Genomic DNA, 14975 nt, shown 5'->3' on the forward strand with positions numbered 1-14975 from the left:
TACGGCCGGACCCGTCAGGAGTCCAGGGCCTCTTCCACGGACGCGCGGAAGGTGAAGAGCTGATCGATCCCGACGACGCGGAACACGCGCATCAGGTCGGGACTCGGACCCACCAGGATCAGGTGCGCGCCGGTGCTCTGGGCGCGGTGGTAGGCCGCGATGAGCACGGTGATGCCCGTCGAGTCGCAGTAGACCAGCGGCGTCAGGTCGAGCACCATCCGTTCACCGGAGGTGAAGGGCGCCTCCTGGATGGCCTCGCGCAAACGGGGTGCGGTGTGGTGGTCCAGTTCACCGGACACACGTGTCACGAAGGCACCGAGGGGGTGGGTTCGGCTGGTGACGGTCAGAGTGCGGTCGGTCACCGATTCTCCTGTGGGACGAACTGACACGGGCGGGCGGTCGGACAGGGCGAGCATCGAGGTGTCATCGTTGACTCCGCTGCCCGGTTCGGTCAGGAGCATGTCCGGACTCTCCGGGTGGCGTACGACTGGCTTATCCTACGGATCGCGTCACAGCGAGGCGGTCATGCGGAGTAGGGCATGCGGCGCCGGGTATGCGACGCCTGTTCGGTTGAGGAACGAAAGGGTGCCTCGGGAATGGCTTCACACGATGCCGAGCACGAGCGGCGGCCGGGGCCCGTCGGCCCCGACCTGTTCGCCGCCGACGACGAAGTCGGCAGGGACCTCGCCCCCGTGGACTGGTCGGCCACCCCGCTGGGACCACCGGAGGGATGGCCGCAGAGCCTGCGCACCGCGGTGAGCATCCTGCTCTCCTCCCGGTTCTCGATGTGGATGGCGTGGGGACCGGACCTGACGTTCTTCTGCAACGACGCCTACCGCCGCGACACCCTGGGCCGGAAGTACCCCTGGGCGCTGGGCCGTCCGGCGAGCGAGGTGTGGGCGGAGATCTGGGACGACATCGGCCCGCGCATCGAGGCCGTGACGGCCACGGGGAAGGCGACCTGGGACGAGGCGCTGCTGTTGTTCCTGGAGCGCTCCGGATACTCCGAGGAGAGCTACCACACCTTCTCCTACAGTCCCCTGCGCGACGACGCCGGCCAGGTGGTCGGCATGCTCTGCGTGGTGAGCGAGGAGACCGAACGGGTCATCGGCGAGCGGCGGATGGCGACCCTGCGCGACCTGGGCTCCGACCCCGGCGTGGCGCGCACCGAGCGGCAGGTGCTGGACTTCACGGCCCGACAACTGGGCCGCAACCCGCGTGACCTCCCCTTCACCCTGACCTACCTCTACGGCGACGACGGCGCGGCGCGACTGGCCTGCTCGACCGGAATCGCCGACGGGCACGCCGCCGCCCCCGCACTGCTGCCCGCCGACGCGGACGCCGCGCCCTGGCCCGTGGCGGCGCCGGCCCGCGGGGAATCGGTGCTGGTCGACCTCGACGGCGGCCTCTTCCCCGATCTGCCGACCGGCGGCTGGACGCAGCCGCCCACCCAGGCCCTGGTCGTGCCCCTGCCCATGCAGGGCGGAACGCCGTACGGCTTCCTCGTCGTCGCCCTGAACCGGTTCCGGGCACTGGAAGAGGGCTACCGCGGCTTCGTCGAGCTGGTCGCCGGGCACGTGGCGGCGGGGATCGCCTCCGCCCGCAGCTACCAGGCCCAGCAGCGAAGGGCGGAGGAGCTGGCCGAACTCGACCGCGCGAAGACCGCCTTCTTCTCCAACATCAGCCACGAGTTCCGCACCCCCCTGACCCTGATCATGGGGCCCGTCGAGGAGTTGCGGGCCCGCCTCGAAGGAGCCGGCCCCGAGGTCCGCGAGCAGCTTGACGTCATCCGGCGCAACGGCCTGAGGATGGGCAAGCTGGTCAACAGCCTGCTGGACTTCTCCCGGATCGAAGCCGGCCGGATGCAGGCGAGCTACGAGCCCGTCGACCTGTCCCGGTCGACCACCGAACTGGCCGGCGTCTTCCGTTCCGCCCTCGAGAAGGCCGGCCTGGAGCTCCGCGTCGACTGCGCGCCGCTCGCGCGACCGGTGCACCTCGACCGGGGCATGTGGGAGAAGGTGATGCTCAACCTGCTCGGCAACGCCCTGAAGTTCACCTTCGACGGCTCCGTCACCGTGCGCGTGCGGGAAGAGGACGGCCGGGCCGTGGTCACGGTCGCCGACACCGGGATCGGCGTGCCCGAGGCGGAAATGCCCAGGCTGTTCGAGCGGTTCCACCGGATCGAGAACGCGCGCTCCCGCTCCAACGAGGGCAGCGGCATCGGCCTGGCACTCGTACGGGAGCTGGTCGGACTCCACGGCGGCACCATCACCGCCGACAGCACCGAGGGCGTCGGCACCGTCTTCACCATCCGGCTGCCCTTCGGCGTCGCCCACCTGCCCGCCGAGGCGGTCACCGACGGCAGGGGCGGCGCCGCGGTCTCCGCCACCGCCGAACCGTACGCGCAGGAAGCGCTGCGCTGGCTGCCCGCCCACGCCACCGGGCGGGCCGGGACGGACGGCGCACAGCCGGTGGCCCACCCCGTGACGCGGCCGGGGACGCCACAGGGGACCGCCCCCCGCGTCCTGGTCGCCGACGACAACGCCGACATGCGCGACTACCTCACCCGCATCCTGGCCGGCGCCGGCTACGAGGTCGCCTGCGTCGACGACGGCATGGCAGCCCTCGACTCCGTCCGCGTCGACCCGCCCGACCTGGTGGTCAGCGACGTCATGATGCCCCGCCTGGACGGTCTGGCCCTGGTGAGCGCGCTGCGCACCGATCCGCGGACCGCCTCCGTACCGGTGCTGTTGCTGTCCGCGCGGGCCGGGCAGGAAGCGTCGATCGAGGGCCTGCGGGCCGGCGCCGACGACTACCTCGTCAAGCCCTTCGCCGCCGCGGAACTACTGGCCCGCGTACGGGCGAACGTGGAACTGGCGCGCCTGCGCAACCACCACGCCCGCTGGCGCACCGCGCTGGTCGACTCCTTGCAGGAGGCGTTCTTCGTCTGCGACGAGGACGGCGCCGTCATCGAGATCAACGCGGCCTTCACCGACATCCTCGGCTACGGCCCCGAAGGCCTGCCCTACCGGGCGGTCCACCCCTGGTGGCCGGACGCGGACACCGACTCCGAGGCCCACCAGGAGGTCTCGGCCGCCTTCGGCCGCCTCCTGGGCAGCACCAAGGGCTCCTACACCATTCCCGTCATCCACCGCGACGGACACCGGCTGTGGGCCACGGCCACCTTCAACCAGGTCGACGACCCCGACACCGGGCGCCGGGTCGTCGTCGGCACCTTCCGCGACGTGACCGCCGAGCACTACGTCATCCAACGCGAGAGCGCCCTCGCCTCCCTGAGCACCCTGTTGTCCCGCGCCACCAGCCTGCCCGAGGCGCTGGCCGGAGCGCTCGGCGAACTCAAGGAGCTGTGGAGCGCCACGTGCGTCCGCGCGGCCGTCTTCAAGGGCGGCGACCAACCCGCCCTGACCACCACCGACGCCTCCACGTGGCAGGAACTGCCCGCCGCGCTGCGCCACGACCTCACCGAACTGCGGACCCGGCCCCCGCTCTCCCCGGTCGCCCTCCACGCCGGGACCGGCATCGTCATGGAGCACCCCGAGGGCCCCATGGTGCTCTGGCTCGACCTCGGCGAGAAGCGCCCCTTCACCGGCGAGGACGAACTCCTGCTGTCCCTGCTGGCCGGCCACCTCTCCCAGGGGCTGACCCGCGTCCACCAGATCGACCAGCAGCGCGAGACCGCCATCACCCTGCAACGCGCCATCCTCGGCCCCTCCCGGCTCCCTGCCGGCTTCGCCGTCCGCTACGAACCGGCCACCCAGCCCCTGGAGGTCGGCGGCGACTGGTACGACACCGTCACCCTGCCCGACGGCCGGATCGGGATCGTCGTCGGCGACTGCGTCGGCCGCGGACTCCAGGCGGCCACCGTGATGGGGCAGTTGCGCAGCGCCTGCCGCGCCCTGCTGCTGCAGAACACCAGCCCGGCCCAGGTGCTCATGGCCCTGGACCACTTCGCCGCGGGCATCGCCGGCGCCCTGTGCACGACCGTCTTCTGCGGCGTCCTGGACCCCGAGACGGGTCGGCTGTCCTACTCCAGCGCCGGACACCCGCCGGGCATCCTCGTCCCTCCCACCGGCCCCACCCGGCTCCTGGAAGAGGGACGCTCCACCCCCCTGGCCGTCCGCCCCGGCGCCGCGCGGCCCGAAGCCCAGTGCACGATGCCGGCCCGATCCACCCTGTTGCTCTACACCGACGGTCTCGTCGAACGCCGGCGCCGCTCCCTGAACGTCGGCATCGACCAGGCGAGCGAAGCCGTCCAGGACGGGCGCGACCTCGCCGTGGACGACCTCGCCACCCACATCATGGACAGGATGGTTCCCGTCGACGGCTACGACGACGACGTCGCCCTGCTGCTCTACCGCCACCCCGCCCCACTGGAGATGACCTTCCCCGCCGAATCCTCCCAGCTGGCCCCGGTCCGCTCGGCCCTGCGTCGCTGGCTCGAACAGTGCGACCTGCCGTCCCACACCGCCCAGAACGTCCTGGTCGCCGCCGGAGAGGCGTGCGCCAACGCCATCGAACACGGCCACCGGGACGCCCCCGGCGAAACCGTCCGCCTACGCGCCGAAGCCCTCGTCGACCACCTGCACGTGACCATCGCCGACACCGGCCGCTGGAAGACCCCCCGGCCCGACGCCAACAGCCACCGCGGGCGGGGTGTCGCCCTCATGCGCGCCATGATGCAACAGGTCACCATCACGCCCGGCCCCGTCGGTACCACCGTCGACATGCATACGAGGATCGCCTGATGACCACCCCCCTCACGCTCACGCCGAGCCACCGCCCCGACGGCACCACCCTGTTGACCGTCGTCGGTGAGATCGACATGACCAACACCGACGGCCTGCACGAGGCGCTCGCCAACACCCGGGGAAACGTTGTGGTGGACCTGACGGCCGTCGACTACCTCGACAGCGCCGGCCTGAGCGTCCTGTTCTCCCACGCCGACCGCATCGAAGTGATCGCCCCCGCCCTCCTCGTCCCCGTCCTGGAGATCTCCGGCCTCTCCGGCCTCACCACGATCCACGTCCCGTAGGCCGGGCGGGAGGGGCGGCGCCGGTCAGCGGGTGAGGGCCGTAGCCAGGCCCGGGTAGTCCAGGACCAGCCCGTCCCGGTCGAACTCGACGTCGCCGCGGAAGTCCCCGGACGCGTAGCGCACGCGCGCCCCGTGCGCGGTGGGGGCGAGGTGGGTGTAGGTCTGGCGGTTCGCGCTCACCTCCAGGTCGGGCACCGAGACCCAGGCCATCAGGAAGTGGCGCGGCCCGGTGCCGGGCCCCAGGTGCAGGCCGTGGCGGAGCACCGGCATGGTGTTCGTGAGGGGGCACAGCCCCAGGTCGCAGTCGAGCGCCCCGTCGAGGTCGGGGCGGTGCTCGCCGTTCACCGTCCACCGGCCCGCCTCGTTGCGCAGGTCCAGCTCCCGCGTCGACCCCGCCCGCTCGACGGTCACGCGCAGGCGCGCGGTCACGTACTCCTGCGGCGCCCGGAGCGCGTACGAGACCCAGTACGGCTCGGGCAGCAGGCCCACGGCCCGCCCCCGGGCGAGGAGACCGCGCCCGGACAGTGTCACCCACGCCGTCGAGGGGCCCCGCGCGGGGAGGACCTCCCAGGTGCGCACGCGCTCACGGCCGCTCATGGCCGCGACCCTACCCGGGAGCCGGCCGGTTTCCCGGCACCCTCATACTGAGGCGACCTTGAGGAGCATGTGCATGACTGATCAAGATCTGGCGCCACGCGTCGGCGAATCCGCCGGGACGACCCCGAAGGACCGGGCCGACCAGCGGATACGTCGTATCCGCAGACGGCTGGAACGGCTGATCGGCATCGCCGCCACCGAGGGGAACAGCCTGCTCCCGCTCCGCAACGGCGACGAGATATTCGCCGGGATGCTGGCGCGCATCGACGAGGCCCGCCACACCGTGGACATGATGACCTTCGTCTACTGGAAGGGCGACATCGCCCGCCGGTTCGCCGCGGCCCTCGCCGGCCGGGCCCGGAAGGGCGTACGCGTACGGCTGCTGCTGGACGGCTTCGGGAGCCGGCTCATCGAGCGCGAGCTCCTGGAGGAGATGAGCGGCGCCGGGGTCGAGATCGCCTGGTTCCGCAAGCCCCTCTACCTCTCGCCCCTGAAGCAGAACCACCGCTGCCACCGCAAGGTCCTGGTGGTGGACGAGGAAGTGGCGTTCACCGGCGGCGTCGGCATCGCCGAGGAGTGGTGCGGCGACGCGCGCAATCCGCGGGAGTGGCGCGACACGCACGTCGAGGTACGGGGCCCGGCGGTCGACGGGATGGCCGCCGCCTTCGCCCAGAACTGGGCCGAGTGCCACGACGAACTCTTCGACGAACGGGACCGGTTCACCGACCACGAACCCGTCGGCGACGCGATCGTCCAGGTCGTCCGCGGCTCGGCCAGTGTCGGCTGGCAGGACATGCAGACCCTGATCCGCGTCGTCCTGGAATCGGCCGAGGAACGGGTGCGCCTGGCCACGGCCTACTTCGCCCCCGACACCTACTTCGTGGACCTGCTGTGCGCGACGGCCCGCAGGGGCGTGGAGGTCCAGATCCTGCTGCCGGGCGCCCACACCGACAAGCGGGTGTGCCAGCTGGCCGGCCAGCACCACTACGAGGCCCTCGTCGAGGCGGGCGTCCAGATCTTCCAGTACCGGCCGACGATGATGCACGCCAAGGTCATGACGATGGACGGAGTCGTCTCGCTGATCGGCTCGACGAACTTCAACCGGCGCTCGCTCGACCACGACGAGGAGGTCATGCTCGCCGTCATGGACGTCGAGTTCACCGCCGTCCTCGACGGCCACTACGACCGGGACCTCGAAGCCAGCGACCGCATCCGGCCCGGCCGGTGGAAGCGGCGCTCGCTGGGCCAGCGCGCCCGGGAAGCGGCGGTGCTGCCCATCCGCCGCTTCCTGTGACCGCCCGCCGCACCGACTGCCCGAGGCGCCGACCGGCCGACTCGCGGACCGCCCGACGTGCCGATGCCGATCAGCGAACCTGCACGCCCACGAGGCAGGTGTCGTCGTCCGTGTCGGACCTGCTGTACGTCAGGAGCCGGTCGAGCCGGCTCTCCAGGGTCACGGCGTCGCGCCCGGCCAGCTCCATCAGCTGGGTGAGCGACTCCATCACCGAGGTGTCCCGGCGCTCCACGAGCCCGTCGGTGTACATCATCACGGTGTCCTCGGCTTCGAGCTGGACCTCCTCCTCCACGTACTCCGCGTTCGCGATCGCCCCCAGCAGGAGCCCCTTGCTGAGCGGGAAGGCCGTCGCCCGCGCACCCCGTACCAGGATCGGCGGCAGGTGCCCGGCCCGCGCCCAGCGCAGCACCCGCCGGTCCGGGTCGAAGATCCCGCACACCGCCGTCGCCGTCAGGTCGCTGGTCAGGTGGTGGGCCACCGCGTTCAGCCAGGTGAGCAGTTGCGCGGGGCCGGCCCCGGTCACCGCCAGTCCGCGCAGGGCGTTGCGCAGGACGACCATGCCGGTGGCCGCCTCGATGCCGTGGCCCGCCACGTCGCCGACGCACAGCAGCACCTGCCCGTTCGGCAGGACCACGGAGTCGTACCAGTCACCGCCGACCAGGGCCTCGGACTCGGCCGGCCGGTAACGCACCCCGATGCGGATGCCCGGCGCTTCCAGGGGGGCGGGCGCCGGCGGCATGATCGCGTGCTGCAACTGGAGGGCGAGCCGGCTGCGTTCCGCCGACTCGGCCTCGCTGTAGGCCAGTTGGTCGCGGGTCGCGGCGAGCGCCACCTCGGTCCAGTGCTGCGCGGAGATGTCCTGGTAGGCGCCCCGCACCGCGTACAGCGACCCGTCCTCCTCCAGTACCGGTTCGGCGACGATGCGGATGTGCCGGGTGACCCCGTCCGGCCGCTGGAGCCGGAAGGCCACCGTGGCGTCGCGCTGGTAGTGCATCAGCGTCCGCAGGAACCGGCTGATGGAGGTGACGTCATCGGGGTGGGCGTGGCCGGGCAGGTCCTCCAAGGGCACCGGCGAGGAGGTGGCGGACCTGCCGTAGAGGGAGAACAGCTGCCCGTTCCAGGTGATCTCGCCCGTGGTGACGTTCTCCTCGAACCCGCCGATCCGACCCAGTCGTTGTGCGTGCTGGAGCAGGCTGGCCAGGCGCGCCGTCTCGTCCTCGATCCGCCAGATCAGCAACAGGGCGGCGCCGTGCCGGGTGATGCTGACATCGGCCACCGCGGTGATCGGGACGTCGTCGATGAAAGCGGTCAGCGCCATCCGCCGGGTTCGGAAGGCCTCCCCGGTCGCGTACACGCGCTCCAGCTTCTCCAGGAGTCCGTCGCCCTCGGCGGCCAGCGGGTACGCCTCCAGGAACGACGAGCCCCGCACGGCACTGCGGAAGCGGCCGGCCGGGTCGGTGAAGCGGTCGTTGACGTGGTGGATCCGGAAGTCCGTCAGCCCTCCGCCCGGGCCGAGGATCGGTGTGAGGAGGAGCGCCGGGTCGTGCAACTGGTCGGCAAGCGTGGTCAGTTCGGCCACGGCCGCATGCGGCGGCGCACCCGGCGCGGAAGGGGAGACCCGCTCCGCGGGCTCCTCCAGCGTGTGCGCGCACAGCTCGGCCAACGCCTCGATCTGCCGGACGATGCGCGGCGGCTGCGGTGCGAGCGGCTGCGGCCAGACCACCTCCAGCACGCCGTGGATGCGCCCACCCGTACCGGCGGGCACCGCTATCCGCCCGCCGTGGGGGTGCTCCCGACGCCCGATCGAGGGCATCGCGGAGTCGGACAGGCGGGAGACGAAGACGGGCCCCCGCTCGGTGAGCGCGAGCCGGGCGTACGTGGCGACCTCGGGCGGGGCGTAGTGCCAGCGGCGCGCCTCCTCCTCGGTGAACCCGGCCTGCCCGGCCAGCGTGAGCGAGGCGTCCGAGCCCGCGAGCCAGATGGCCACGCCGAGCGCGCCCAGCGGAGCGAGCGCGTTCTCCAACAGGGCCACGGCCACGGCCTGGGCGTCCGTGGCGGACAACAGGCCGCTCTCGGCCGCACGCAGCCGGACCGCCGCCGCGCCGTCCGGACCGTCCGACTCCGCGGCGGTGCGTTCGAGGAACTCCGCCGCCACGTCGCTGACCCGGTCCCGCGCGGCCTGGTTGATGATCTCCACCGAGAGCTGGAGCACGCTGGTGCCCGACTGCCCTGCCAGGGAGGCGAGTTGCCGCGCGGCTTCGGTGGGCCCACAGCCCAACCGGCCGACGAGGACGCCCTTGGCCATCTCGATCAGGGAGCGCCCGTCCGCGGCCGACTGCGCCGCGCGCACCTCCCGGCGCAGCCGCTCCACGGTGGCGGCCAACCGCCCCACGTCGCCGCGGTCGCCCCCGGCCGCCCGCCGGGCGGCGACCAGGTCCGCGGTCTCCGCGCCGACCGACCCGGAGCCCTCCTGGGGTCCGGCCTCGGGTTCGGGGCCGCTCATGCCGTTCGGGCCGTTCACGGCGCCGGTCTCCCGGGGATTCGTAGGGTCAGGCACGGGGGACGCTCGCGGGGTCCTGCGGCAGCAGCCAGTGCCGTACGCGTTCCATGAGGTCGTCGGCGTCCACGGGCTTGGTCACGTAGTCGCTGGCGCCCGACGCGAGGCTCTTCTCCCGGTCGCCCGGCATGGCCTTGGCGGTGACCGAGATGATCGGCAGGTCGGCGTAGGCCGGCATGCGACGGATCTCCCCGGTCGCCGTGTAACCGTCCATCTCGGGCATCATCACGTCCATCAGGATCAGGTGGATCCCCGAGTGGGCGATCAGCGCGTCGATGGCCGCGCGGCCGTTCTCCGCGTGCACCACCTGGATGCCGTGCAGTTCCAGGATGCCGCTGATCGCGTACAGGTTCCGGGCGTCGTCGTCGACCACCAGGACCGACCGACCCGCCAGCCCGTTGTCGAGGAACTGGGGAAGCGCCGCGGAATCCTGCGAACGGACCAGGGACGGCACGTCGCCCGGTTCCTGCGCGGACAGGTGCAGCGCGATCCGCTCGCGCAACTCGTCCAGGCTGCTCAGCACCTCCAGGGGCTGCGCCGCCGCGTGCCCGTCCAACTCCCGCTGCTGCGAGGCGTCGAGCCGGCGGTTGTCGTGCGCGAGGACGGGCAGCGACACCAGCGCCGCGTCCCCGGCCAGGGCGCGCAGGAAGCGCAGCGCCTCCCCGTCGTGACCCAGCTCCAGGACCACGCAGTGGAAGGGCCCGGCGGCGAGGACCGCGGCCGCCTCCTGGGCGCTGACGGCCGTCACCACCTCGACGCGGTCGTCGGCCGCGAAGGCCGACCGGCCCACGGTGAGGTCGTCGGCGGCGCTGCGGGCCACGAGGGTGAGGAGCCCGTTGCTGCGCTCCTCGATGACGAGGAGCCGCCGGTGACGTCCGGCGTCGGCCGCGGGGGTCGTCCTCGGCCCCGCGCCGGCCGCGGGCAGCCGGTCGCCCTCGCCCTTCGAACCCGGCCGGCCGCCCTCGGCGAAGTCGGTCCGGGCCACGGGCAGGAAGAGGGTGAAGACGGATCCCTCGCCCGGGGTGCTGACGGCGGTGACGGCGCCGCCGAGCAGATGGGCGATCTCCCGGGTGATGGAGAGGCCGAGTCCGGTGCCCCCGTACTTGCGGCTCGTCGTTCCGTCGGCCTGCTGGAAGGCGGCGAAGATCGATTCCAGTTGCTGTTCCGCGATGCCGATGCCGGTGTCCCGCACGCGGAAGGCGACCATCGAGCCCCCGTGGTTCAGCCCGGCCGGCAGGTCGCCGCCGGCCGCCGGCTCGATGCGCAGCTCCACCCGTCCGTGCTCGGTGAACTTGACGGCGTTGGAGAGCAGGTTGCGCAGGATCTGGCGCAGCCGGGAATCGTCGGTCAGCAGGTCGACCGGCACTCCGGTCGCGGTCGTGATCTCGAATTCTAGGCTCTTCTGGCTGGTCAGCGGCCTGAAGGTGGCATCGACGTAGTCGAGGAGCTGCTTGAGGGGGACCCGCTCGGGGTTGACGTCCATCTTGCCCGCCTCGACCTTCGACAGGTCGAGGATGTCGTCGATCAGCTGGAGCAGGTCCGAGCCGGCGGAGTGGATGATGCCCGCGTACTCGACCTGCTTCGGGGTGAGGTTGCGGCTGGGGTTCTGCGCGAGCAACTGGGCCAGGATGAGGAGGCTGTTGAGCGGGGTCCGCAGTTCGTGGCTCATGTTGGCCAGGAACTCCGACTTGTACTTCGACGCCAGGGAGAGCTGCTGGGCGCGGTCCTCCAGTTCCTGGCGGGCCTGCTCGATCTCCAGGTTCTTGGTCTCGATGTCGCGGTTCTGGCTGGCCAGGAGGGCCGCCTTCTCCTCCAGTTCGGCGTTCGAGCGCTGCAACTCGTCCTGCTGTACCTGGAGTTCCTCGGAGCGGGCCTGGAGTTCACCCGTCAACCGCTGCGATTCGCCGAGCAGTTCGTCGGTGCGGGCGTTGGCCACGATGGTGCTGACGTTGACGCCGACGGTCTCCATCAGGCGGCCGAGGAAGTCGCGGTGGACGGCGGTGAACTCCTTGAAGGAGGCCAGCTCGATCACGCCGAGCACTTGGTCCTCCACGACGATGGGCAGCACGATCAGCGCGGCGGGCGCGGACCGGCCCAGTCCGGAGGAGATCAGGTAGCCGGCCGGCACGTCCTCGGCGACGATGATGCGGCGGCTGCGGGCGGCCTGCCCGACCAGCGTCTCGCCCAGGGCGAGGCGGGAGCCCTCGGACTGCCCCGAGGGGCGTCCGTAGGAGCCGATCAGGCCCAGCTCGGTCCGGCCCCTCGTCTCCTCGGCCAGGTAGAAGCCGCCGTAGCTGGCGTCCACCAGCGGGGTCAACTCGTCCATGACGAGTTCGGCGACGACCGAGAGGTCGCGGTGGCCCTGCATGAGGCCGGAGATCCGGGCCAGGTTCGACTTGAGCCAGTCCTGCTCCTGATTGGCCCGGGTGGTCTCGCGCAGGGAGCCCACCATCGAGTTGATGTTGTCCTTGAGCTCGGCCACCTCGCCGGACGCGTCGACCGTGATCGAGCGGGTCAGGTCCCCCTCGGCGACCGCGCTCGCGACCTCGGCGATGGCCCGTACCTGGCGGGTGAGGTTGCCGGCGAGTTCGTTGACGTTCTCCGTCAGGCGCTTCCAGGTTCCCGAGACGCCCTCCACCTCGGCCTGGCCGCCGAGGCGGCCCTCGCTACCGACCTCGCGGGCGACGCGGGTGACCTCGGCGGCGAAGGAGGACAGCTGGTCGACCATCGTGTTGATGGTCGTCTTGAGTTCGAGGATCTCGCCCCGGGCGTCCACGTCGATCTTCTTGGACAGGTCGCCGTTGGCCACCGCCGTCGTGACCAGGGCGATGTTGCGGACCTGGCCGGTGAGGTTGTTGGCCATGGAGTTGACGTTGTCGGTGAGGTCCTTCCAGGTCCCCGCCACGTTGGGGACCCGGGCCTGGCCGCCGAGGCGGCCCTCGGTGCCGACCTCGCGGGCGACGCGGGTGACCTCGTCGGCGAAGGCCGACAGCGTGTCCACCATGGTGTTGATCACGCCGGCGAGCGCGGCCACCTCGCCCTTGGCCTCGACGGTGATCTTCTGCGAGAGGTCGCCCTTGGCGACGGCGGTGGCGACCTGGGCGATGGACCGCACCTGGCCGGTCAGGTTGGACGCCATGACGTTGACGTTGTCGGTGAGGTCCTTCCAGGTGCCCGAGACGCCCCTGACCTGGGCCTGGCCGCCGAGGTTGCCCTCGGTGCCGACCTCGCGGGCGACGCGGGTGACCTCGTCGGCGAAGGCGGAGAGCTGGTCGACCATCGTGTTGATGGTCTCCTTCAGCTCCAGGATCTCCCCGCGCGCGTCGACCCGGATCTTCTGGGTCATGTCGCCCTGGGCCACGGCGGTGGTGACCTCGGCGATCGAGCGGACCTGCGCGGTGAGGTTGTCGGCCATGAAGTTGACCGAGTCGGTGAGGTCGCGCCAGGTTCCGGACACGCCCTTCACGTCGGCCTGGCCGCCCAGGCGCCCCTCGGTGCCCACTTCGCGGGCGACGCGGGTGACCTCGTCGGCGAAGGCGGAGAGCTGGTCGACCATGGTGTTGATCGTGTTCTTGAGTTCCAGGATCTCGCCCCGGGCGTCCACGGCGATCTTCTGCGAGAGATCGCCCTTGGCCACGGCCGTCGCCACCTGGGCGATGGACCGGACCTGCGCGGTCAGGTTCCCGGCCATGAAGTTGACCGAGTCGGTGAGGTCGCGCCAGGTTCCGGACACGCCCTTCACGTCGGCCTGGCCGCCCAGGATGCCCTCGGTGCCCACCTCGCGGGCCATCCTGGTGACCTCGTCGGCGAAGGCGGAGAGCTGGTCGACCATGGTGTTGACGGTGTTCTTGAGTTCCAGGATCTCGCCCCGGGCGTCCACCGCGATCTTCTGCGACAGGTCCCCCCGGGCCACGGCGGTCGCCACCTGGGCGATGTCGCGCACCTGGGTGGTGAGGTTCCCGGCCATCGCGTTGACGGAGTCCGTCAGGTCGGCCCACGTGCCCGAGACCCCGGGCACCTCGGCCTGGCCGCCCAGCGTTCCCTCGGTGCCCACCTCGCGGGCGACGCGGGTCACCTCCGAGGTGAACAGGGACAGTTGGTCGACCATGCCGTTGAACACGGTCGCGATCTCCCCGAGGAGACCGTCGGCCTCGTCGGGGAGGCGGGTCCCGAAGTCGCCGTCGCGCACGGCCGTCAGCCCGGCCAGCAGCTGGCGCAGCTCGGGTTCTCCCACCACTCCCGGCACGTTCGCCTCCACGCCCGGGCGCCCGCCCGTTGCCTTGGCCATCTGTCCCCCGCTTGGTCCTGATCGTGCGGTCCGCAAAATCACGTGAACATTACCTCCCGCCCCCTCCGGTTCCGCTTGCTACCGCCAGAAGGGCTTCTCGACCCGGAACCTACGTGATCAAGCCAAAACTGGCTTGATCTCGTGCGGCATGAGCTGTGTGCGGGCCGGAAGTCGGGGCATGAGCGGCAACGAAGCCAACCGCCCCAGGGAGGGAACCGTCACCATGTCGCGGTCCGTCGCAGTCGTGAGCCAGGTGTCCGAGTCGGTCACCGATGCCATTTGCCCGCCCGGATACACGGCGGGGGAGCACTTCGTCGAGCTGCCCCACGTGACGAACGCCCGTGAGGTCGCCCCCTCCGACGCCCGCGAGCTGTCGAGGATGTTCCTGATCCGGCTGCGCGCCCTGGAAGAGGGGACGCGGGAGTACCAGTACGCCCGCAACACCCTGATCGAGATGAACGTCTCCCTCGTCCACTTCGCCGCGCGCCGCTTCCGCGTCCGCTCCGGCGGCGGCGGGGTCGAGATGGACGACATCATCCAGGTCGGCACGATCGGCCTGATCAAGGCGATCGACCGCTTCGACCCCGACCGCGAGGTCGAGTTCTCCACCCTCGCCCTCCCCTACATCACGGGCGAGATCAAGCGCTACTTCCGCGACACCACCTGGGCCGTGCACGTCCCGCGCCGCCTGCAGGAGCTGCGCACGGAGCTCGCGAAGAGCCAGGAGGACCTGACCGACGTGCTGGGCCGGGCGCCGACGGTCAAGGAGCTCGCCGAGCACCTCGAACTCGGCGAGGAGGAGGTCATCGAGGGTCTGGTGGCGGCCAACGGCTACACCAGCGGCTCCCTCGACGCCGGGACCGAGTCGGAGGAGCAGACGGCGAGCGGTCGCCGCACCCGCCCGCTCGCCGAGAGCATGGGCGAGGTGGACCCCGCCGTGGAGCTCTTCGAGGACATGCACACCCTCGCCCCGCTGCTGGGTCGGCTGAAGGAGCGCGACCGCCTGATCCTGACGATGCGCTTCGGCCAGGAGAAGACCCAGGCCGAGATCGGCGCCGAACTCGGTGTCTCCCAGATGCAGGTCTCCCGCCTCCTGTCGCGGATCCTCGCCGAACTGCGCACCGGCATGCTGACCGCCTGACCCGTCACCACCACCGCGTCCCGCGCGCGGGACGGGATGCCGGCT

At 71.5% G+C, this 14975-nt stretch carries 8 protein-coding genes; 4 read left to right on the forward strand and 4 right to left on the reverse strand.

Features of this window, described 5'->3' with window-relative positions; translation table 11 throughout:
• Window positions 1-14 precede the first annotated feature (14 nt).
• Window positions 15-362: an STAS domain-containing protein gene (locus ACIOD1_RS07480; RefSeq protein WP_365617425.1), complete on the reverse strand. Its 348-nt coding sequence runs from the start codon at window positions 360-362 to the stop codon at window positions 15-17.
• A 234-nt stretch (window positions 363-596) separates the two neighbouring features.
• Here ACIOD1_RS07480 and ACIOD1_RS07485 point away from each other — a divergent pair, with 234 nt between their 5' ends.
• Together ACIOD1_RS07485 and ACIOD1_RS07490 are read left to right on the forward strand one after the other, a co-directional pair.
• Window positions 597-4766, forward strand: coding sequence for a SpoIIE family protein phosphatase (locus tag ACIOD1_RS07485; RefSeq protein ID WP_365617423.1), 4170 nt, complete (start codon window positions 597-599; stop codon window positions 4764-4766).
• The gene (locus ACIOD1_RS07490; protein WP_365617421.1) at window positions 4766-5053 is read left to right on the forward strand and encodes an STAS domain-containing protein; all 288 of its coding nucleotides are present in this window, start codon (window positions 4766-4768) and stop codon (window positions 5051-5053) included. The genes ACIOD1_RS07485 and ACIOD1_RS07490 overlap by 1 nt, the downstream gene beginning before the upstream one ends.
• A 24-nt stretch (window positions 5054-5077) precedes the next feature.
• On the opposite strand, the gene ACIOD1_RS07495 is transcribed toward ACIOD1_RS07490, so the two are convergent.
• Entirely contained in the window at window positions 5078-5650 is a 573-nt protein-coding gene (locus ACIOD1_RS07495) for a putative glycolipid-binding domain-containing protein (protein WP_365617419.1), read from the reverse strand.
• A gap of 73 nt (window positions 5651-5723) precedes the next feature.
• Between ACIOD1_RS07495 and ACIOD1_RS07500 the strand changes: the two genes are divergently transcribed.
• Entirely contained in the window at window positions 5724-6944 is a 1221-nt protein-coding gene (locus ACIOD1_RS07500) for a phospholipase D-like domain-containing protein (RefSeq protein ID WP_365617418.1), read from the forward strand.
• A gap of 70 nt (window positions 6945-7014) precedes the next feature.
• Here ACIOD1_RS07500 and ACIOD1_RS07505 read toward each other — a convergent pair whose 3' ends face one another.
• Both ACIOD1_RS07505 and ACIOD1_RS07510 read right to left on the reverse strand, forming a co-directional pair.
• Window positions 7015-9447, reverse strand: coding sequence for a SpoIIE family protein phosphatase (locus ACIOD1_RS07505; RefSeq protein ID WP_401901386.1), 2433 nt, complete (start codon window positions 9445-9447; stop codon window positions 7015-7017).
• Between the two features lie 46 nt (window positions 9448-9493).
• Window positions 9494-13789: a HAMP domain-containing protein gene (locus tag ACIOD1_RS07510; protein WP_401900854.1), complete on the reverse strand. Its 4296-nt coding sequence runs from the start codon at window positions 13787-13789 to the stop codon at window positions 9494-9496.
• A gap of 178 nt (window positions 13790-13967) precedes the next feature.
• On the opposite strand from ACIOD1_RS07510, the gene ACIOD1_RS07515 reads away from it, so the two are divergent.
• Window positions 13968-14930 (forward strand): SigB/SigF/SigG family RNA polymerase sigma factor, encoded by a 963-nt coding sequence (locus ACIOD1_RS07515; protein WP_365617414.1) that lies wholly within the window; start codon window positions 13968-13970, stop codon window positions 14928-14930.
• Window positions 14931-14975 lie beyond the last annotated feature (45 nt).

The organism is Streptomyces sp. NPDC088097 (assembly GCF_044741845.1).
Taxonomy (GTDB): domain Bacteria; phylum Actinomycetota; class Actinomycetes; order Streptomycetales; family Streptomycetaceae; genus Streptomyces.

What these genes read in the sequence shown, in the direction of transcription:
- ACIOD1_RS07515 (WP_365617414.1), top strand. Translation starts at nt 13,968, where the DNA reads ATGAGCGGCAACGAAGCCAACCGCCCCAGGGAGGGAACCGTCACCATG.
- ACIOD1_RS07495 (WP_365617419.1), bottom strand. Translation starts at nt 5,650, where the DNA reads ATGAGCGGCCGTGAGCGCGTGCGCACCTGGGAGGTCCTCCCCGCGCGG.
- ACIOD1_RS07485 (WP_365617423.1), top strand. Translation starts at nt 597, where the DNA reads ATGGCTTCACACGATGCCGAGCACGAGCGGCGGCCGGGGCCCGTCGGC.
- ACIOD1_RS07500 (WP_365617418.1), top strand. Translation starts at nt 5,724, where the DNA reads ATGACTGATCAAGATCTGGCGCCACGCGTCGGCGAATCCGCCGGGACG.
- ACIOD1_RS07510 (WP_401900854.1), bottom strand. Translation starts at nt 13,789, where the DNA reads ATGGCCAAGGCAACGGGCGGGCGCCCGGGCGTGGAGGCGAACGTGCCG.
- ACIOD1_RS07505 (WP_401901386.1), bottom strand. Translation starts at nt 9,447, where the DNA reads ATGAGCGGCCCCGAACCCGAGGCCGGACCCCAGGAGGGCTCCGGGTCG.
- ACIOD1_RS07490 (WP_365617421.1), top strand. Translation starts at nt 4,766, where the DNA reads ATGACCACCCCCCTCACGCTCACGCCGAGCCACCGCCCCGACGGCACC.